The organism is Psychrobacter lutiphocae DSM 21542, from assembly GCF_000382145.1.
Classification (GTDB): Bacteria; Pseudomonadota; Gammaproteobacteria; order Pseudomonadales; family Moraxellaceae; genus Psychrobacter; species Psychrobacter lutiphocae.
Map to the genome: position 1 here is coordinate 26024 of NZ_KB907632.1, position 20032 is coordinate 46055.

At 40.2% G+C, this 20032-nt stretch carries 16 protein-coding genes and 1 pseudogene; 11 read left to right on the top strand and 6 right to left on the bottom strand.

Annotated features, from left to right (window positions below; genetic code table 11):
* The first annotated feature begins 88 nt into the window (after nt 1-88).
* On the top strand, nt 89-787 hold the full coding sequence (gene urtE, locus H140_RS0105685) for an urea ABC transporter ATP-binding subunit UrtE (RefSeq protein WP_019672697.1): 699 nt from the start codon (nt 89-91) through the stop codon (nt 785-787).
* 33 nt (nt 788-820) lie between these two features.
* Here the strand turns inward: urtE and H140_RS0105690 are convergent, their stop codons facing one another.
* On the bottom strand, nt 821-2485 hold the full coding sequence (locus H140_RS0105690) for a DUF4139 domain-containing protein (RefSeq protein ID WP_019672698.1): 1665 nt from the start codon (nt 2483-2485) through the stop codon (nt 821-823).
* A gap of 163 nt (nt 2486-2648) precedes the next feature.
* On the opposite strand from H140_RS0105690, the gene lgt reads away from it, so the two are divergent.
* The 3 genes from lgt (at nt 2649) to H140_RS0105705 (ending at nt 5254) form a co-directional block, all read left to right on the top strand.
* On the top strand, nt 2649-3536 hold the full coding sequence (lgt, locus tag H140_RS0105695; RefSeq protein ID WP_026348871.1) for a prolipoprotein diacylglyceryl transferase: 888 nt from the start codon (nt 2649-2651) through the stop codon (nt 3534-3536).
* 212 nt (nt 3537-3748) lie between these two features.
* Nucleotides 3749-4609 (top strand): thymidylate synthase, encoded by an 861-nt coding sequence (locus tag H140_RS0105700; protein ID WP_019672700.1) that lies wholly within the window; start codon nt 3749-3751, stop codon nt 4607-4609.
* Between the two features lie 63 nt (nt 4610-4672).
* Nucleotides 4673-5254 (top strand): dihydrofolate reductase, encoded by a 582-nt coding sequence (locus H140_RS0105705; RefSeq protein ID WP_019672701.1) that lies wholly within the window; start codon nt 4673-4675, stop codon nt 5252-5254.
* Between the two features lie 279 nt (nt 5255-5533).
* Here the strand turns inward: H140_RS0105705 and H140_RS0105710 are convergent, their stop codons facing one another.
* The 3 genes and pseudogenes from H140_RS0105710 to H140_RS15470 all read right to left on the bottom strand — a co-directional run.
* Nucleotides 5534-7168 (bottom strand): hypothetical protein, encoded by a 1635-nt coding sequence (locus tag H140_RS0105710; protein WP_019672702.1) that lies wholly within the window; start codon nt 7166-7168, stop codon nt 5534-5536.
* 290 nt (nt 7169-7458) lie between these two features.
* On the bottom strand, nt 7459-8070 hold the full coding sequence (locus tag H140_RS14050; RefSeq protein WP_227672886.1) for a class I SAM-dependent methyltransferase: 612 nt from the start codon (nt 8068-8070) through the stop codon (nt 7459-7461).
* A gap of 113 nt (nt 8071-8183) precedes the next feature.
* Nucleotides 8184-8282: pseudogene (locus tag H140_RS15470) on the bottom strand (transposase); the annotation flags it as partial.
* A gap of 315 nt (nt 8283-8597) precedes the next feature.
* Here H140_RS15470 and H140_RS0105725 point away from each other — a divergent pair.
* Entirely contained in the window at nt 8598-10145 is a 1548-nt protein-coding gene (locus H140_RS0105725; RefSeq protein ID WP_019672705.1) for a phospholipase D family protein, read from the top strand.
* A 105-nt stretch (nt 10146-10250) separates the two neighbouring features.
* Here H140_RS0105725 and H140_RS15125 read toward each other — a convergent pair whose 3' ends face one another.
* On the bottom strand, nt 10251-11243 hold the full coding sequence (locus H140_RS15125) for a helix-turn-helix transcriptional regulator (protein WP_019672706.1): 993 nt from the start codon (nt 11241-11243) through the stop codon (nt 10251-10253).
* Between the two features lie 168 nt (nt 11244-11411).
* Here H140_RS15125 and H140_RS0105735 point away from each other — a divergent pair, with 168 nt between their 5' ends.
* The 6 genes from H140_RS0105735 (at nt 11412) to H140_RS14060 (ending at nt 17817) form a co-directional block, all read left to right on the top strand.
* Entirely contained in the window at nt 11412-12353 is a 942-nt protein-coding gene (locus H140_RS0105735) for an ABC transporter permease (RefSeq protein ID WP_019672707.1), read from the top strand.
* An 89-nt stretch (nt 12354-12442) separates the two neighbouring features.
* Nucleotides 12443-13375: an iron chelate uptake ABC transporter family permease subunit gene (locus H140_RS0105740; protein WP_033426875.1), complete on the top strand. Its 933-nt coding sequence runs from the start codon at nt 12443-12445 to the stop codon at nt 13373-13375.
* Complete coding sequence (locus H140_RS0105745; protein WP_019672709.1) at nt 13372-14148, top strand: iron ABC transporter ATP-binding protein; 777 nt, start codon at nt 13372-13374, stop codon at nt 14146-14148. Before H140_RS0105740 ends, H140_RS0105745 begins: the two co-directional genes overlap by 4 nt.
* Before the next feature lie 34 nt (nt 14149-14182).
* Nucleotides 14183-15217 carry a siderophore ABC transporter substrate-binding protein gene (locus H140_RS0105750; RefSeq protein WP_019672710.1) on the top strand — a complete coding sequence of 345 codons (1035 nt, stop codon included), beginning with the start codon at nt 14183-14185 and terminating at the stop codon, nt 15215-15217.
* A 34-nt stretch (nt 15218-15251) separates the two neighbouring features.
* Nucleotides 15252-17465, top strand: a complete 2214-nt coding sequence (locus tag H140_RS0105755; RefSeq protein ID WP_019672711.1) for a TonB-dependent receptor — start codon at nt 15252-15254, stop codon at nt 17463-17465.
* 31 nt (nt 17466-17496) lie between these two features.
* The gene (locus tag H140_RS14060; RefSeq protein ID WP_019672712.1) at nt 17497-17817 is read left to right on the top strand and encodes a cupin domain-containing protein; all 321 of its coding nucleotides are present in this window, start codon (nt 17497-17499) and stop codon (nt 17815-17817) included.
* A 130-nt stretch (nt 17818-17947) separates the two neighbouring features.
* Here the strand turns inward: H140_RS14060 and H140_RS0105765 are convergent, their stop codons facing one another.
* Nucleotides 17948-19798 carry an aminopeptidase P family protein gene (locus tag H140_RS0105765; RefSeq protein WP_019672713.1) on the bottom strand — a complete coding sequence of 617 codons (1851 nt, stop codon included), beginning with the start codon at nt 19796-19798 and terminating at the stop codon, nt 17948-17950.
* Nucleotides 19799-20032: the final 234 nt, after the last annotated feature.

The following is a 20032-nucleotide window of genomic DNA, read 5'->3' on the forward strand; positions in this document are numbered from 1 at the left end:
ATTTACAAGTCATGGTCTGCAAATTAGTAGGCTCTGTTTCGGTTAAAAAATAAACAGCTTTGTTTTCATAAATTTTTAGGGCGTTGTTATGTTAGAAGTTAATGCGATAAATCAATACTATGGTGGTAGCCATATCTTACGCGATGTGTCGCTGATAGCACCTATTGGTGAGTGTAGTGTGGTACTGGGCCGTAATGGGGTCGGTAAAACCACTTTGCTTAAATGCTTAATGGGTATTTTGCCTATCAAATCGGGAGAGATTTTATTAAATGGGCAAGATATCAGCAAGCTGACGCCTGAACAGCGTGTACGAGCAGGCTTGGCTTACGTGCCACAAGGACGTGATATTTTTTCTACGCTTACCGTAGAGGAGAACATCCTTATTGGTATGGCTAAGTTTTCGCAGAGTAAGGCCAGTAAAGTACCCAAACATCTCTATGATATATTTCCCGTCCTTGATGAAATGAAACATCGCCGTGGCGGTGACTTATCAGGGGGGCAACAGCAGCAGCTTGCCATTGCCCGTGCTCTTGCCTCTGAACCTAAAGTACTGATATTAGATGAACCCACTGAGGGTATTCAGCCGTCCATCATTAAAGACATTGGGCGGGTGATACAAGATCTGGGTCGTCAAGGCAATATGGCCATTGTCTTGGTTGAACAGTTTTATGAGTTTGCCGAAGAATTGGCTGACAACTATACCGTATTATCAAGAGGACAAGTCGTTGCTCAAGGAAGGGGCGATGAAATGGCTGCCAATAATATTCAAGAGTTGGTTGCCATATAACAGGCGCCACTGTCAGCTCACATGACTGATGCGCTAGCGTTCAATCAGTCTTTTCTTTGCCGGATAACTAATGGTGGTCGTGGTTTTAACCGTTTGTGTTTGTTGCGGTGCCAACTCAAATTTCCAAGCAACAACGCCTTGTTGATCATTCCATTTTTGGGTGGTCACCGCAGGTGTATGTGTGGTCTCAAGCTTGATACCACTATCTCGGCTCACCGGCTCACTACCCAGTACTTCTAACTGTACTGTGCGATTGTGCAAGTTGGTGAATTGGTAAGCTTTGACCCGTGTTTGCTGTCTGCTTTGATTAAACACGCCACCTGCATCCCCTTTAACCGTATCGTCTGTCAGCTGTTTGATCACAATATTTGTGTCAGACCCAAAGCCAATGCCCTGCTCTGTTAGACGTTGATAGTTGTATTGGGTTTGTCCTATATAGTTGTCATCACGATACAGCTGCATGCTACCATCCGCCCACTCTGGCGTTATAAATGGCGCTGTCGCATACCAATAGGCTTTTTGCTCTACCTCTGGCGTGCTGCGTAACCACAGACTACTTTGACCAGATTTTTCGTCAATTTTGGTACGGACACGTCGACCATCGCTGGCGATACTGACTTTTTGTGGTAGGCGATATTCGGTGATGCCATTTTTGTGAGCGCTACTGACATCAAAGCTTGGCAACGGCATTTGCTCATCTGCTGCCGCCTCAGCATAGACTCTGTCCGCACCACCCCCACCCATGACAATGACAGGCGCTGGGGTGGGCACCAGCTCTTCTCTTTGCGGTGGTATCTCGTAAAGATCGAAATAAGACACCCTTGGCAGTCGATTTGCAGTGCTTTGATTGGGATTAACCGTACTGAGTACCACAGGAATATTGTTCCAGTTTTCACCGGTTTGTTGCGCAATCACAGCAGAAGCGGTAATGGCAAGTTGCCCTGTATTGGTATCCAAACGTGCTTGATAGCTTGGCTGCCAGCTTGCGCCTTGTACCTGATAATGCAGCTTGACTGTCCCTGAACCACGACTCGCCATACGCACACTGACCTGAGTCACCGTATTGTTATTGCTGTTCGTATTGCCCACAGAAGCCATCAGCTGATCTAGATCGTCTTGCATCTTGGCTTGCTGTTGTTGCAACTGAATCAGACGTTTGTTTGTATGAGCAGCTTGGGTTTGTAACTCATTGGCCTGTTTACCAATACCGCCTTCAATATTGATATTGGACGCCTTGGTTAAATGGGTTAAATAGGCTTGCGTCAACTTGGTCGCTTCAAGCTCTGCATTGATATTATCTAGCTTATCTTGATAATCACGAGCGTTGCTATCATCTTGGTAACAGCACAAATTGGCCTGCTCACCTGATACACGCCGAATGCTAATTTCACCAATATTGATACCTGGGCTAGCTTGAACACTGATGCTATTGTCGTCAATTTTTGGTGATAAACAAGAAAACAGCAAAACTTGCTCACCATTTTTGCTACCATTTGTATGTATTGGGAGACTGCGAGTCACACTCGCTAAACCTTGATAAATGGTGACTTCTTCGATTTGACTGATATTGGCATGGGCGGACAGATGAGTCATGATCAACCCAAAAGCTGTTGAGGTTGCCAACATAGAGAGCTTTAGCGCAGCTTGCTTTAGTTTTCCATGCTTGAACTTGCTATCTGTGACGGATACACCTGACATCTTAAATCCTTTTATGCTATGAATCGATATTGCTCGTAAAACGATAATAGCACTTTTGGTTACATATAAAAATCAAGATATAAGGTTTAATTTTTGCTATGATAGGCATCATTTTCCTAACATTTTTTGACACACTCTTTTACTAACTTTGTGATAATACGCCATGATGATTCATCCTCAATTTAATCCTGTTGCTCTATCACTTGGCCCCATCCAAGTCCATTGGTATGGCTTTATGTACCTGTTGGCATTTGCTGCTGCCTATGGCTTGGCTTGGTATCGCAGCAGCAAACGTGAAGGCTGGACAAAAGATATGGTATCCGACCTCGTGTTTTATGGCGCATTAGGGGTTATTTTAGGGGGTCGCATTGGTTATGTTTTCCTATATCAGTTTAGCGAGCTACTGGCCAATCCAGCCTATCTATTTAAGGTATGGGAAGGCGGAATGTCCTTTCATGGTGGCTTTGTTGGTGTGGCACTGGCAATGATTTATTTTGCGCGCAAATATAAAAAGCCCATTTTTAATGTATTAGACTTTATTGTGCCTTGTGTACCAACTGGACTTTTATTTGGACGTTTAGGCAACTATATTAATGGTGAGCTGTGGGGACGGGTATCTGATGGTGGCTACAACTGGCTTACTTACTTTCCACAAGCCGCCCGCTTTGATGCAGAGCTGCTTAACAGCACACCAGCACTTCAATCACTTGCAATGCAGTTCAATGACTTTGAACTATTACCACGCCATCCATCACAACTTTATGAAGCCTTTGCCGAAGGTTTATTAACCTTCATCTTAGTATGGTGGTTTTCTTCTAAGCCACGTCCACGTATGGCGGTATCTGCCTTATTTATGCTCTGCTATGGCATTAGCCGCTTTACTATCGAGTTTTTCCGTCAGCCTGATGCTGGCTATGAGCTAATTTTTGGCTGGATGAGTAAAGGGCAGCTATACACCCTGCCGATGATAGTCTTTGGCTTGATACTTATGATCTTAGCCTATCGCAACCAAGTGTATGACTGGGGCAAATATGCCGCCAATCAAAACTAAAGTGCACAGAACTAACCACTGCCTAAAACAAGCAAAACAGCTTGAGCTCAGACTGATAAAAAGCGAAGCAAATCCTTAACTCTGTTGTTTTTATTTTCTATTATTAATGACGTTATTTCTATTATTAATGACGTTACTTAAGCAACTTGAATGAATCTGGTTGCTCATTCATCACATCACTGAATCATAAAATTAAACAAAACGATATGACTATGACTCCTGTAAAAAATGAAGCCGCTTACCTAGATCTCATTCGCTACGTACGTGACCATGGCACGCCAAAAGGTGACCGTACTGGTACTGGAACCCTAAGCCATTTTGGCGCCCAAATGCGCTTTGATCTAAAGGATGGCTTTCCGCTATTAACCACCAAAAAAGTACACATGAAATCCATCACCTATGAGCTATTTTGGTTCTTAAAAGGCGATACCAATGTGCAGTACTTACAAGATCATGGCGTGCGTATCTGGAATGAATGGTCTACTGCCGAACAGACCGCCCGCTTTGGTCGACCTGAAGGTGAGCTGGGCCCTATCTATGGGCATCAGTGGCGCAACTATGGTGCCAGCAAAAGTGATGATGGTGGCTTTAATCAAGATGGGGTGGATCAAATTACCCAAGTCATTGAACAGATTAAAAACAACCCCAACTCACGCCGCTTAATCGTATCAGGTTGGAACCCAGCTGAAGCCAATTTAGTTGCGCTGCCGCCTTGCCATACCTTATTCCAATTCTTTGTCGCTGACGGTAAGCTATCTTGCCAGCTATATCAGCGCTCAGCAGATTTATTCTTAGGCGTGCCTTTTAACATCGCCAGCTACTCACTACTGACCCATATGATTGCGCAAGTATGTGACTTAGAAGTGGGCGAATTCATTTGGTCTGGCGGTGATTGTCACCTGTATCAAAACCACTTAGAACAGGTCAACGAGCAGCTATCTCGCACCCCTTATGAGCTACCAACTTTGTGGTTAAATCCTGAGGTAAAAGATATTTTTGACTTCACTTTTGATGACATTCGAGTGCAAAATTATCAGTCACACCCTGCCATTAAGGCACCTGTGGCAGTTTAACTGTTTTGCAAAATTTGCTAAACCAAATACTTCAAATATTTTCTAAGTATTTAAGGACATGACATGAGTTACGCTGGTACCCAAGTTGCCCAAATCGCTGCCATTAGCAACAATCGCTGTATTGGCAAAGGTAATGATTTGCCTTGGCACATTCCCAATGATTTAAAACACTTTAAAGCACTGACCACAGCAGAAACCGATGCCTATGTGGATAGCGGTGTCAAAGGTATTGTCATCATGGGACGTAAAACCTTTGAGTCCATGAATTGTAAACCCTTACCAAAACGGGTTAACTTTATCATTACCACTCAACTAGATTATGCAGATACCCATAATCTCACTGACTACAAAGACGTCTATGTGGCACACAACCTTGATGATGCACTGACGCAAGCTGCCAGCATAGCACATGGACTTAAATTTGATACGATTTGGGTCATTGGTGGTGAGCAAGTGTTTAAACAGGCGATGATGTTTACTGATCGTATTGAACTTACGGTTGTCGATACAGAGATTGAAAATGGTAATGCTTTTTATCCAGAAATTTCTGATGAGTTTAAAAAAGTGGCAAATTCTGAGGTTCAACACGATGATAAAAGTGGGCTGGCATTTGAGTTTATGACTTATATGGCAAAAGAGGCATAGTGTATCACGTACACAAGCCAAGAGATGGCTTTAACACACGTAACATGCTTGTGTCCTAAGGTGTGACACTAATGAAGTTAATACCTTTTCTAAAAAATAACCTATCTTTGTCAAACTCGCTAAACCTACTACTTGTAGCGTTTGCACTCGTTTTCCTCGATAGCTTAATTTTTAGATTTGGTATAAGTTGAATCAACTATACAGCCCATTAATTACTCTATGTTTTCTACCCTAATAACATTAAAAAATAGAAGCGGAATTAAACCTGAGTTATAAACCTTAACTTGGTGTAATAATGTGATATGTAGGCACTAATAAGACAATAAATACAGCCCATAAGGCATATACAGGTAGATAATCTGCAATTGACTTTTTAAGCAAACTATCACTAGCCTTTGGTTGACACCAAAATTGTATATAACGATAGCTTATCCAACATAAATGAATAAATACAACGATATTCACACCAAGTACAATAAAACGATTTAACGTAAAACCGTACGTGATAAAACGCTGTATCATAGCGTATAAAATAGTTAGGTTAAATAAGCTAACTACCAGTAGCATAAATACAGTTAACTTATCCATCATACCAAATGTTTGATGAGCCTGCTCACTAGAATCTCTAGCGATAATATGAAACACACTTAACACCCAAATAACAACCATCAAACCATTTGTCAGAATAAGTGCATCCCTATTTTCTGTGGGGCTAACACCACCATATAGCATGCTTAATAAATATAGAAAAAAAGTAACACCGCAAAGGGGAGAAAAAACTTTCAACAACATTGAAGCTAAGCGGCTACGTTCATTAAATACTGTTAAATACAAGTGACTTGCCACCACAGGCGTAGCCACTATGCCTAGTGGCACAATATTAGTAAAATATGTTTCGCTAATATCTACGACATTAGACCTCTCAAATAATATAATCGTTAAACCCGTTAAAAGCACGCCTCCAAACAAAATAAGTATCGACAAGATACCTACCTCACCCAGATATTGAATATAAGCAAGCCTTGCCTGCTTGGATTTAATAGCATGGCTGTACATGACAGCACCTAATAAGGCCATAGCAATGATGGGACTATGCATAAACATCAAAATAATGGAGTCATCTTTATAGACCTCGGTAGCATCAGCCGACTGCGAAATAACCACAAACATATAAATAATATAAGCAACAAAGCCCATCAGCCATGTTTTTTGCTGTCCTAATTGTTGTTTTTGAATAAAAAAGAAATAAAGTGCCACTCCAAAAACCACTAATAACGGAGTTATTGCAAGATGATAAAAACCATGACTAATATGTAAAAAACTGGGCACTAAATTCCAGTCCTTAAGTTTTACCAATGACCATACTATGATGGATAAGGCTACAACTAACCACCAAGAAGCAGCTTGATAACTTTTAAGAGAGCTTAAGAAAATGGAAGTGCCAGACTGGTTTTGTTGAATAAAAGATTGAGATGTCAGCTCAGAGGTTAGCTCATAAGAATCTTGTTGACCTGATGACAGGTTGCACTGATGAGCTGGGTTGCTAACATTTTCAGCATGAGTTTTTGCTGTTAACTCCTCAAATCTTATCTGCCAGCCAACCATAAAACCTGCTAGCAACTCATCATCAGCTAAATTCATTTGCAAATCTAGCAATGTGGTATTTAACTTTGATAAAGCGTGCTCTACTTCATCTAACTCCATTGACTGTAACTGCATTAGCCTACTTTCAATGTGCATTGCTAATGTATGTAAATCTTCAATACTATGCTGGCTTTTTAAATAAACTAAGCAATGTTCTTCTATTGATTGTTGCCGTTGTTTCAATAACTCTTCTTCATTAGATTTGATGCTATTTTTAGCAAGAGAATTGGGTGCTGGTGTAGAAGAATGTTTTTTAGGTGGGGTCGTCATAATGGTTATCCAAAGACAAATGCTTATACCAAATCTGAAAATTAAGATATCGAGGAAAAAGAGTGCAAATGCTACAAGTAGTAGGTTTAGCGAGTTTGACAAAGATAGGTTGTTTTTCAGAAAAGGTATTATTTTAAATCATGTCAGATTTTGAATATAGAGCTAGAACAGTTAAACGAACAGCGATTTTATAAGATTTCATGACATTTCCATCAATCATTCATCAAAGCGTACAATTATTACGCTTAATACATTAACACCACAGTAATTAGCTCTCTGACAATATTAGTCTAAGCTTGAGCAATTAACGTCAACACATCTGTAGTAAATGAGCCATCTGCTTGTATCTGAAAATACTCTTTGACCTCTTTGCCCACTTGTTGTTGTAATGATTTAATAGCCTGTACATAATGTACTGGCGTCCTCATTCTGCTAATCCAGCTCACAAACTGTAAGGGCAATTTATGAGTTTGTATGCTGTCAATTGCTAAACCTGCTTGACTCACCATTGACTGCCACTGTTGTGCTGAATAGTCACGCACATGGCTATTATCCCGCAATAGCTCGATAGTTTGTAAAAATGTATCACATAGTGGAACAGCTGGTGCCATAATATCCACTATGATAATGCGACCTTTAGGCTGACAGACTCTACGCATCTCTCTTAATGCGATTGGCACGTCTTGCCAGTGGTGAGCCGAAAAGCGACTAATCACCAAATCAAAACTATTGTCTGCAAAAGGTAAAGATTCGGCCACACCTTGCACCGTTTTAATATTACTAAGTTCTCTGTCTTTCGCTACCGTTTTCACAACTTCGAGCATATCCGTTGATAAATGAATTTTGCAAAGAGTATAGCCACTTTTTAACCCCTTATGCTCCAAAGTACAAATTAGAGACACGCACTATTTCCAACTTATACTATAATTATAAAGCTGAGGGTCGTTTGACCATGACTTAAAAGCAGTTACTTAACTACAAACAGACCCCGTATCGTATGCTTAGTGTTAATACGTAGGTCATTGACATAGTTCCACGCATAGTTGACACTCCCAGCTATTTTGTTTAGCTGGTTTGCGTGTTTGCCTTTGATGCGCAGCTTGAGTGTTTTCATATACTTAGTATGCCGAGGTTAATATTGATATACAACCCTTTAACCGCTTTTTACGACAGTTTGTGTCGCCTTATATCTCCCTCCTGAAGTGGGTGGATAAGGCAACGTTGGATAAAATTTACCAATGCAATATAACTAGAGCCTGTCCCTAAAAAAGTCTAAAATGGTTACTAGCCAAGCGAGTGCAAGTACTACTCTCGTAGGCTTAATGAGGTTAAAACTGTAGCAGCTTTAAAGTGAATTGACTATAACAAACCCCCAAGCTTATGAAGACTTTGACAATACATCCAATCACATTACCACAAAGAACACACTATGTTGATAAGCCTATTTAAAAAACTACTGATTGTAATATTGGCACTATTAGCCATACTCATTATACTGGGCGTCCTAAGTCACAAAAGCTTGCCTGATAACACGCAGCGCACAACCTCTACCTTCCTGCCTGTCGATCCCAATAGCCCCTTAGCACAAAAAATCTTACCCGCTATGGATCAGCGACCTGGACTGAGCGCGCTCTACCTCTTAGATGACAGTCATGAAGCTTTTTTGGCACGATTGACATTAGCAGCTTCAGCACAAAATACACTTGATGTACAATATTACATTTGGCACGACGACACCACAGGACACCTACTCATGCAAAGCTTGTATCAAGCTGCTGAGCGCGGTGTACGGGTGCGCTTACTCCTCGATGACAACAACACTGACGGCATGGATGAGCTACTTGCCAGCGTTAATGCTCATCCTAACATTGAAGTCCGTTTATTCAACCCCTTCATGCAGCGCACGATGCGCCCTCTAGGCTATTTAAGTGACTTTTTTCGCCTTAACAGACGAATGCACAATAAGTCCTTTACCGCTGACGGCTTAGCAACCATCACTGGTGGTCGTAATGTGGGGGATGAATACTTTGGTTTTGGCAGTGGCGTAATGTTTGCAGACTTAGACATGGTTGCTATTGGTCCTGCGGCCAAAGATGTCGTACAAGACTTTGATCGCTATTGGGCCAGCAACTCAGCTTATCCTGCTGAAAACATCATTAGTCAAAGTCAAAACCAACCGCCATTTGATACCACGCCAGACTCAGATCCTAATACTCAGCAATTCCTACAAGAGTTAAAAAACTCTGCCTTTGTAACCCAACTGCGCGAAGGTACGTTACCCCTCATTTGGACCAAAGTACAACTGATCAGTGACGACCCTGCCAAAGGACTCCAAAAATCAAAAGAAGCAGACTCCGTACTGGCTCACATCGCCCCCATCATGCAACACACTCAACATGAACTACTGGTCATCTCCCCCTACTTTGTGCCCACCAAACTAGGCAAAAACCTCTTTACCCAGCTTGCCAATGATAACAAGCGAGTCGCCGTACTGACCAACTCTTTAGCAGCAACAGATGTCATCCCTGTGCATGCTGGCTATGCCAAATATCGCAAGCCACTACTCGCATCAGGCGTTGAATTATTTGAGCTAAAACCGATGGCAACCGTCACCACAAAAAACCACGGCGGCATTATCAAAAGTAGCGGTGCGAGCCTACACGCCAAGACCTTTATCGTTGATAACAAAACGCTATTTGTCGGATCATTTAACATGGATCCTCGCTCAGCGAGCTTAAATACAGAGATGGGGTTTTTGTTTGACAGCAAACAGATGGCAAACTATCTGGCTGAAAATATGAAAAAAAACCAGATGCAGTATAGCTATGCAGTCACACAAAACCCTAATGGCAAACTACACTGGCAAACCGAAGAAGACGGCAAAATACTAGAATTTGATGATGAGCCACACAGCAGTCTATTCTCACGCTTTGGCGTTTGGGTCTGCTCCCTGCTACCCATTGAGTGGTTGTTGTAGGGTTTATTGCTTTCTTATTCACTTTTATTTTAACTATCTTTAGACTATTTAATGAAGACGGTCGTTTTTGTAATTATATATACTTAAATAAGTTTACCTGAGATCTTAGCTTCTTAGTGATAATAGCTCTCTATCTATAATTGACTGCCGAAACTGTGAAGGCGTCAGTTCATTGGTTTCCTTGAATAACTGACTAAAATGTGCTGCTTGATAACCACAAATTTCAGCAATTACTCTAATCTCAAGATCAGGTTTTTGTATAAGCAAAGTCTTAGCTTGATTTAAGCGGTATTGAGTCAAATATTCATGGATACTTTGACCCGTATATTGTTTAAAAAATCTTTTAAGATAAGAGGTATTTGTACCAATCCGCAAAGCTAACTCATTAATGGTTAGCGGCTGTCCATATTCAGCATGGATAATAGAGCATGCTTGCATCACAAAACTTTTCGCTCTATTTTCAAACTCATTACTATTTGCAAAATCACTAACCTTATTGATCTTAGTAGTACTATCAATAATGCTTGCCAGCCAATCCAAAGCTTTAGACTCAATACGCAATGAATCACTAATTTGATTGGTAGTTGGCATCTGACATATCTGCCAAGCAAGGTGTCTAAGTACTGGTGATACACTAACTCGCTCAAATATCTGTTTCGGCTTATTTAATACCAGTTTTACTAGCCAATGCGGCAGAGGCTGCTGTTCATTTAGGGATTCAATAAAGTGCTTATCAAACTGAAGGCTAACGTAATACAACTGTTTATTAGTGGCATATATGGTCTCAGCATCAAATTGATAGCCATTGGTGATATTCAAATCTTTATGGTAGATTTCTTTAAATGCCAAGTCTTTGAGATTAACACTGTCTGGCGCAAAAACAAAACAAATGCCAATATAATCATTTTCAAAAGGCTTATAACACATCGGAACTGACGTATAAGTATGCTCTCGAACTAAGCGAAATCCCTCCCGGATACAATGTGTTTCACGAGTGATATTTACTGGTTTCTTACTAACAGCTTCACTTACCTTTTCAACCTGTGAATTTCCCACCTTTTTGGCCTGCCAATGTAGCTCATCATAAACTATTGTCATACTCTCTATTTTTTATCCCTACAATCAATACGCAGCATAAACTCTATCGCCTGTGTTTAATACCAATAAAAATTTCCGATTTCTAAAATCACTTTTTCCGATTATCACATAAATAAAAATAATTTTGTAGATAATAATCATTCTCATATTCAAGTAGATGATTAACGAATGGTTTTTAGGTTATCACTTTTATTGCTAATTTTATGTGTTGTCTCCTTATTGGTTGGTGCAAACCAAATCACATGGTCTGACTTTCTAAACCCTTCAAGTAATATTTGGCTAACACTCACTGCCAGTAGGTTACCTCGCTTATTTACCTTGATATTAATTGGTGTTGGACTGTCAACCAGTGGAGTGATTTTACAACATATTGTACGCAATAAATTTGTTGAACCTGCAACATCGGGTGGTTTGGATGCTGCAAAACTAGGAATTTTATTAACGATTATTCTACTACCCAATGCGACGATAATAACTAAGATGACCTTCTCTTTACTTTTTTGCTTTGCTGCAAGTTTGTTTTTTATTGCTTTGGTTAAGCAAGTCAGGTTTAAAAATACAGTGCTTATCCCTGTGCTTGGGTTGATGTATGGCAGTGTATTAACTGCCATTGCAGAGTTTTATGCTTATAAAAACAATATGCTACAAAACATGCAAGGCTGGCTACTTGGCGACTTTTCACGCATCGTTCAAGGTCATTATGAATTGGTGTATCTCATCATTCCAATGGTCGCACTGATCTATTTGTACGCTCAGCGTTTCACGCTGATGGGTATGGGTGAAGATATAGCAACAAGTTTAGGGTTAAATTATATTGCGATGAGCTTATTGGGAGTGTTACTCGTATCAGTTACGGTAGCAACATCAGTAATTACGGTAGGTGCGATACCATTTGTTGGTTTAGTAATACCAAATTTAATCGCCTTAAAATATGGTGAAAATTTATCTCGTACCCTGCCATTGGTAGCACTAGGAGGGGCTTGTTTACTGCTCATAAGCGACATTATAGGACGCTTAGTAATATACCCATTTGAAGTGCCTGTTGGTCTGACAGTAAGTGCTATTGGTGGGATTATCTTCCTTATTTTAATAATAAGGGGCATACGTTAATGAAAAGTTTAATTCAAGTATCACTACCAAATAATTTCTGGTCAATGATATTTGTGGTTTTCTTTATTTTAGGACTAATAGCAACCTTTATGTTGTATGGCTTGGATTACAGTACTGGTTTTAGTGGTTTAGATTTTGACTACTTACTCCGTAAGCGCTTACTCCGATTAGCCACACTTATTGTTGGCAGCGTGTGTTTAGGATTATCTGCAACAACCTTTCAAACACTGGTAAGAAACCGTATCTTAGTGCCGTCTATCATGGGTTATGAAGCAGTATATTTGCTTTGGCAAGCATTACTATTACTCTTTTGTGGTACACAAGGTGCGATGTTATTAGGTATATCTGGGCATTTTATTATGTCTTTATTATTGATGCTCGGTTACTCGTGGATGCTACATCGTTGGCTATTGCCCAAGTGTAAAAACGATATGTTTACCTTATTATTATTCGGTTTTGTTTTAACCATGATACTCACAGCAATAACTCAATTTATTCAAATACGTATTAGTCCTAGTGAGTTCTCAATATTACAAACAGTGAGTTACACCTCTTTTAATCGTAGTCAGCCACAGACCCTACTTTATGGTGTCATCGCAGTGCTAATCGTCATATGGATAATCCGTAAAAACTTACCAATATTAGATGTCATGGCATTGGGACGAGAGCAAGCATTATCACTGGGTGTGGACTATGAGCACTATACTCGCTTATTTTTGGCATTGATTTCAATTCTAGTAGCAATATCAACTAGCCTAATTGGTCCTACTGTATTTATAGGTATCTTTATTGCCAATATCGCCTATGCCTTAGTCGCCAATCACAAACACAGCCATAAACACAAACTCATATTACCAGTTGCTTGTTTAGTATCCATCACCTTGTTTTTAATCGCTCAGTTACTGGTTGAGCATATCTTTAATTACAAAACCACCGTTAGTATTTTGGTGAATTTAGTATGCGGTATTTATTTTCTTTTATTAACCATACGTACAACCAAATTAAGCAAGGGTGTCGCATGATTAAGATTAACAATATTTGTAAACACTACGGCAAACATAAAGTTCTAAGCAATATCAACGTCAGTATACCCAAAGGTCAGATGACCTCGCTTATTGGACCAAATGGGGCAGGAAAATCTACCTTGTTAATGATAATTGCTAAGCTATTAAATCCCACGAGCGGTGCGGTTTGGCTAGATAAACGTACAATCAATACCATTAAAACAGCCAACTTTGCTCATCTAGTTGCCACACTTCGCCAAACCAATAACTTTAATTTACGCTTAAATGTCGAAGAATTAATAGCCTTTGGACGCTTCCCATATAGTCATGGAACATTAACGAAAGCAGACTGGCAAATTATTAATGACTCTATCGACTTTATGGGATTAGACAAACTACGTCACCGTTATATTGATGAAATTAGTGGTGGACAACGGCAAATGGCTTTTTTGGCAATGACTATTGCACAACAAACTGATGTGTTACTTCTTGATGAACCATTGAACAATCTTGATATGAAGCACTCTGTGCAAGTTATGCAAGCACTACGACGTTTAAGTGATGAACAAGGACGTACCGTTGTATTAGTCATTCACGATATTAATTTTGCTGCCAATTACTCGGACTTCATCATTGCGTTGAAAGATGGAGAAATTCTGTTTGATGGCGCAGTCAATAAAGTAATTAATCAAGCAAACCTAAGTGAATTATACGAGTTAGAGTTTCAAATCCATCAACTCAAATTTAATAATAATTATAAACAAGGATATTTATGCAACTACTTTATGTAGAACGGAATAACGTAGAAAAATTGAGGATTAGAAAATGGCTATAACAATAAATTTATGTAAAAAAAGCTGCTATTACATGACCTTTATACTGAGTATGATTCTCTCAATACAAGCCTGTCAAAAACCTATTGACGACTCAACACAGCTTACAGAGCAATCTACAACAGCAGTTGAAGATACATCATTGTCTACTGAACTAAAACAAAGCTTCCCCATAACTATTAAACATCAACTTGGTGACACCCTAATTGAAAAGAGGCCAACGAAGATAGCTGCTTTATCAATGAATGAGGTTGATTTCCTTGACCAGCTTGACGTACCTATTGCTGGCATGGTTAAAGACTTTATACCTAGTTTTTTATCAAAGTACAAAAATGACAACAATATCGTCGATTTAGGTGCAATCGTACAACCCAATATGGAACGTATTTACACCTTACATCCTGATTTAATTTTGATAACTCCATTACAAGCTCAAAACTATGAGGAACTATCACAGATTGCACCAACCTTGCATTTTGATATTAACTATAAAAATAGTCAAAGCGGGCATGTCACAGCCATAAAACAGCATCTGATAGCTTTGGGGCAGATTTTTAATAAAAAGGAGTTGGCCGCTCAAAAGATTACCGAGATTGATGACAAATTAGCCCATATCAATACCATCACTCAAAAGTCGGATGATAAAGCATTAGTCATTCTGCATAACAATGGGGCATTTAGTAATTTCGGGGTACAGTCGCGTTATGGCTTTATCTTTAGCGAGTTGGGGGTTAAGCCAGCCAGCAATATAGTTGAAACCAGTTTACATGGTGAACCTATCTCTAGCGAATTTATTTTAAATGCAGACCCTGACATTTTATATATCATCGATAGAACATCCGTCATGCAGCATCAACAAGTCATTGATGCCAACAGTGTCAGTAATCCCTTACTTAAAAATACCAAAGCTTGGAAAAACGGTAAAGTGATATTTGTTAATCCAGATGCTTGGTACACCACTTCTGCTAGCCCTACTTCAATAAATATTATTATAGATGATGTCTTAAAAGGCTATCAGTCTTTTTAAAACTCACCCAATTAACTAAACAATAGGAACATTCATGTATTTATCAAATGACAAAAACTGCACAAAAAACTCCTCTAAAGATAAGGTTAGATTACAACGAAATTTTATCATTTCTTCAAAGATTACTTTTATATATAGTTCGGTCCTAGGGGCATTCATCATTTTAAGTCCGTGTGCTAGCGCTCAAAACCAACCTAATACTGGAACTGAGTTACCAAGCGCAGTATTTCCTAAAATTACAGTAATCGCAGAAGTAAATGGTCCGATATCTTATGCTGGAGAACAAGTCTCTTATATCAATCATCTCGGCTTGTTAGGTAATAAAGATATTTTAGAAACTCCTTTTAATACCATAAGCTACACTGAAAAATTTATTAAGGATACCCAAGCAACAGAAATTACCGATATTATCACCCACACCGACCCTTCGGTATATAGCAGTAACATTAATGGGCAGAACCTTGAATATTACAACATTCGCGGCTTTACCCAAACTGCTAATGATGTAAGTGTAAGTGGGCTTTATGGTATTGCACCTTATTATCGTAGTACGCCAGAAATGTATGAACAAGTTGAAGTACTAAAAGGACCGTCTGCCATGCTAAATGGAATGGCGCCAACAGGCTCGGTTGGCGGTACAGTTAACTTAGTTCCCAAACGAGCCAACGACATCCCATTGACCCAAGTTACTGCAAGGTATTTATCAGACTCACAGCTTGGAGGTCATGTCGATATTGGACGACGCTTTGGTGATGATAACCAGTTTGGCGTTCGTTTTAATGGGGTGTATCGAGATGGTGATACCACCACAGATAAACAATCACAAGAAACGCAATTTGCATCGTTAGCTCTTGATTATCGTGGTGATAATGCACGAGTAAGTTTAGATGCATATGATAGCCAAGAATACGTTAATGCACCTACACGAGGTATTCAACTTGCGCCAAATGTACCACTCCCAAAATTACCTGATGCCAATACCTCATTAAATCCTACTTGGGCATATAACGACTCGCACGATAAAGGACTAATGCTACAGGGTGAGTACGATTTTTCTAATAGTACAACTGCTTATGTCAGGGCTGGTCGTAGTAAAACAGCATTTGAATCCCAAAGTGCATCACAGGCAACGGTTATCAATGAGGCAGGAGACTACAAGACCTCGCTAGGTGAAGTGGCTGATGATTGGCAAAGAGACTCATATGAGATTGGTGTGCAAAGTGACTTTAAAATAGCTGAGATCAACCATCAACTTGCGGTGAATGCAACCAAATATAAAGAAGATCACAATTTAAATGCCCGTTTTATAAGTGGGTTGGATGTGACTACTAATATTTATAATCCAGTATGGCCAGCATTTAATGAGCCTCTCATTGCACCAGCACTGCTCAACACTAAAACAGATTTAACCAGCTTCGGCATTGCCGATACCTTGTCTTTTGCTGAAGATAAGTATCAACTTACCTTAGGAGTACGCCATCAACAAGTTGAAGTAAATCAAACAGGGCTACTAGCATCAGGTAATGACTATGATGAAAGCGCCATCACGCCTTCTGTGGCTTTCTTAACTAAGATTAATGAGAATACTTCAGTTTACGGAAATTATATTGAAGGATTAAGTCAGGGCGCCACTGCACCTACTACCGCCACAAACGCTGGCGAAACATTCGCTCCTTATAAAACCAAACAAAAAGAGATTGGGATAAAGTACGATATGGGTGAATTCGCCCATACTCTCAGCTTATTTGAGATTAAAAAACCCATCAGTTATCTTGACCCTAGTAGCAATGTATTTTCGTTCGATGGAGAGCAACGCAACCGAGGAGTTGAGTGGGGCTTTTTTGGAAAACCTATATCTGATATTACCTTAATGGGTGGTGTCACCTATATTGATGCCGAACAAATCAAAGGAAATAATGCTGGTAAAGAAGCTGTAGCTGTACCGAAATGGCAAGGCAAGCTAGGAATCGAATGGGCTCAACCTTATGTACCTAATTTGACCTTAACCGCTAATGCCACCGTAGTAGCAGAGCAATACATTGATGCTAATAATGATGTTTCCATACCGAGTTATACCTTATTGGATGTGGGAGCTCGTTATGAAACTTCTTTAAGGCAATATCCATTGACTTTGCGTGGTGTGGTTAAAAACGTCACCGACAAGCATTATTGGGCAAAACCCTATTATCAAAGCCTTGGTATCGGTGAACCTCGTACTGCTATGGTATCAGCGACTTTTGATTTTTAACTTTTAAATGGAACTTAATAGGGGCAGAAACATGACTTTAAAAATAAATAACATCAGTAATGAGCTCAACAATATCACCGAGTTTTGGCAACCTAAGACGATTACTACATTCAACCAAATGCAAATAAAAATGGCGAGGCTTAAAAACGATTATGACTGGCACAATCATAAATATGAAGATAAGCTATTTTATGTGATAGCTGGACAATTGTTTATAAAGCTAAAATATGATGATAAAAATGTGACCGTCAAAGTAAATGCAGGTGAGTTGGTCGTTGTTCCCAAAAATACACTTCATAAGCCGTTTGCGCCTGTTGAGGCTAGTGTGCTATTTTTTGAACCACTAAGTTAATCATTTTTTAGCAAATGAGCATCAAATAAATAGGGTCTATTGAAGTCTCAACAGACCCTATTATATTTTTAGATATCGTACAGAAAAATAATCTAAAACTTAAGCTATAAATAAATATAAAACATTTAAACTAAATAGCCTTTGTACGCTCAGTCAACCAAGCCAAAGCGTCTCCCTCTACACGATCTTTTAGCTCATTGTAGACGTGACTGTGATACTCATTTAACCAGTCGATATCTTCTTGATTGAGCACGCTTGGGTCAACCAAACGGGTGTCGATTGGGCACAGGGTGACTGTTTCGAAGTGTAGATAGTGGCCAAATTCGGTTTCTTCTGGGGTTGGAACAGGTTGGTTGATAACCAAATTTTCGATACGAACGCCCCAACGACCTTCACGATATAGACCTGGCTCATTGCTGGTAAACATGCCGACTTTCATCGCACGCTCTGGCGGTGTGGTGGCGCTGTAAGCAATGACTTGTGGGCCTTCATGGACGTTGAGGAAGTAGCCAACGCCATGACCGGTACCATGTCCATAGTCACGTTGCGCCTGCCATAGTGGTGCACGGCAGATGGCGTCAATCAATGGTGAGGCGATGCCATCTGGGAAGCAAGCTCTGGCAAGGGCGATGTGCGCTTTTAGGACGATGCTAAAGTCACGTTTTTGCATGTTATTGACGTTGCCGATGCCGACCACACGGGTGATGTCTGTGGTGCCATTTTGGTATTGGGCGCCTGAGTCGATAAGCAATAGACCGTCGCCGTCAAGGTAGCTAAACTTGTCTTCGGTGGCACGATAATGTGGCAATGCACCGTTCTCATTAAAGCCGGCGATGGTTGGGAAGCTTGGTGACACATAGTGTGGCTGCTTGCTACGCACCTCGATAAGCATGCTGTCAACGTCTAGTTCGCTTAAGCGTTCGCCTTGGTTTAAGCGATTTTCAAACTTACTGAAAAATTGACACAAAGCAGCACCATCTTGACGCATGGCTTCACGGATGTGCTCAATATCTTGTTCTGATTTAACTGATTTTAATAGGCTGCTTGGCGCAATGCTCTCAATCATGCCAATGTCATCGGCTAAGTCGTTTAAGGTGCCCACCGCCACTTTATTCGGATCCAATAGTAGCAAGTCTTCTGGCGTTAACTCGCCTAGCGCTGATTGTACTTGCTCGTATTCAGCAACTTTAATGCCAGCGTCGGCAAGTAATTTGGCAATATCAGCACTGACCTTATTGGTGTCCACATATAAGGTGGCACTGTCGGCACTGATCAGCATGTGTGCCAAAAATACGGGGTTATAGTCGACATCATTGCCACGTAAGTTGGTTAACCAAGCAATGTCATCTAGGCTTGAAATCAGATGATGCGTCACTTCTAACTGTTGCATTTGCGCACGCACGTCGGCCAGTTTTTCTTTTGCAGATTGTGAGACAAACTGGGCATCATGGGTGTACAGTGGTGCGCTTGGCAGGGCTGGACGGTCTTCCCAGATTTGGCTTAATAAATCTTCTTCTGTAATCAGACGAATACCGTAGTCTTCATCTTCATTGTCATCCTCATTATCATGGTCTTCTGCGGTATCTGCAAAAGCGGCCAACAGTCTGTCTTGCTCAGCCAGCGACAGCACATTGCCATCAATGGCGATGCTATCCCCTGCTTTTAGATTAGCAGCCAACCAGTCGGCATGATTGGGCGCACCGGATTGTAGCTTTTGTAGCTCAATGCCTGTGCCCTCTAGCTGATCAGCAGCTTGTACCCAGTAGCGGCTGTCTGCCCACAGACCTGCAAAGTCTTCAGTAACCACTAGCGTCCCTACTGAGCCAGTAAAGCCAGATAACCACTGGCGCCCTTGCCAATATCCTGGTAGATATTCTGATAAATGCGGATCTGCTGATGGCACAATGATCGCATTGATATCATTGGCTTTCATCACATCACGTAGGTTGCTGATGCGTTGTTGAATGACTGTTTTGCTCATAATGTCCTCTGTTTGTCTTATCTGTATTTTGTCGATGTTTTCACTTATAAAATTCTGTATTAGCTTATTATCTTTATTACCTTATTAAAAGGTAAAAACGTGCTACCACAATTATGGTAACACGTTTTGTTTTTTGAACCGTTTTCAGTTAGTAAATGTAGGGCTTAAACACTCACTGCCAACGGTTAAAAAGATTAATGATTAAAAATATTAACGATCAAACCATTATCCATC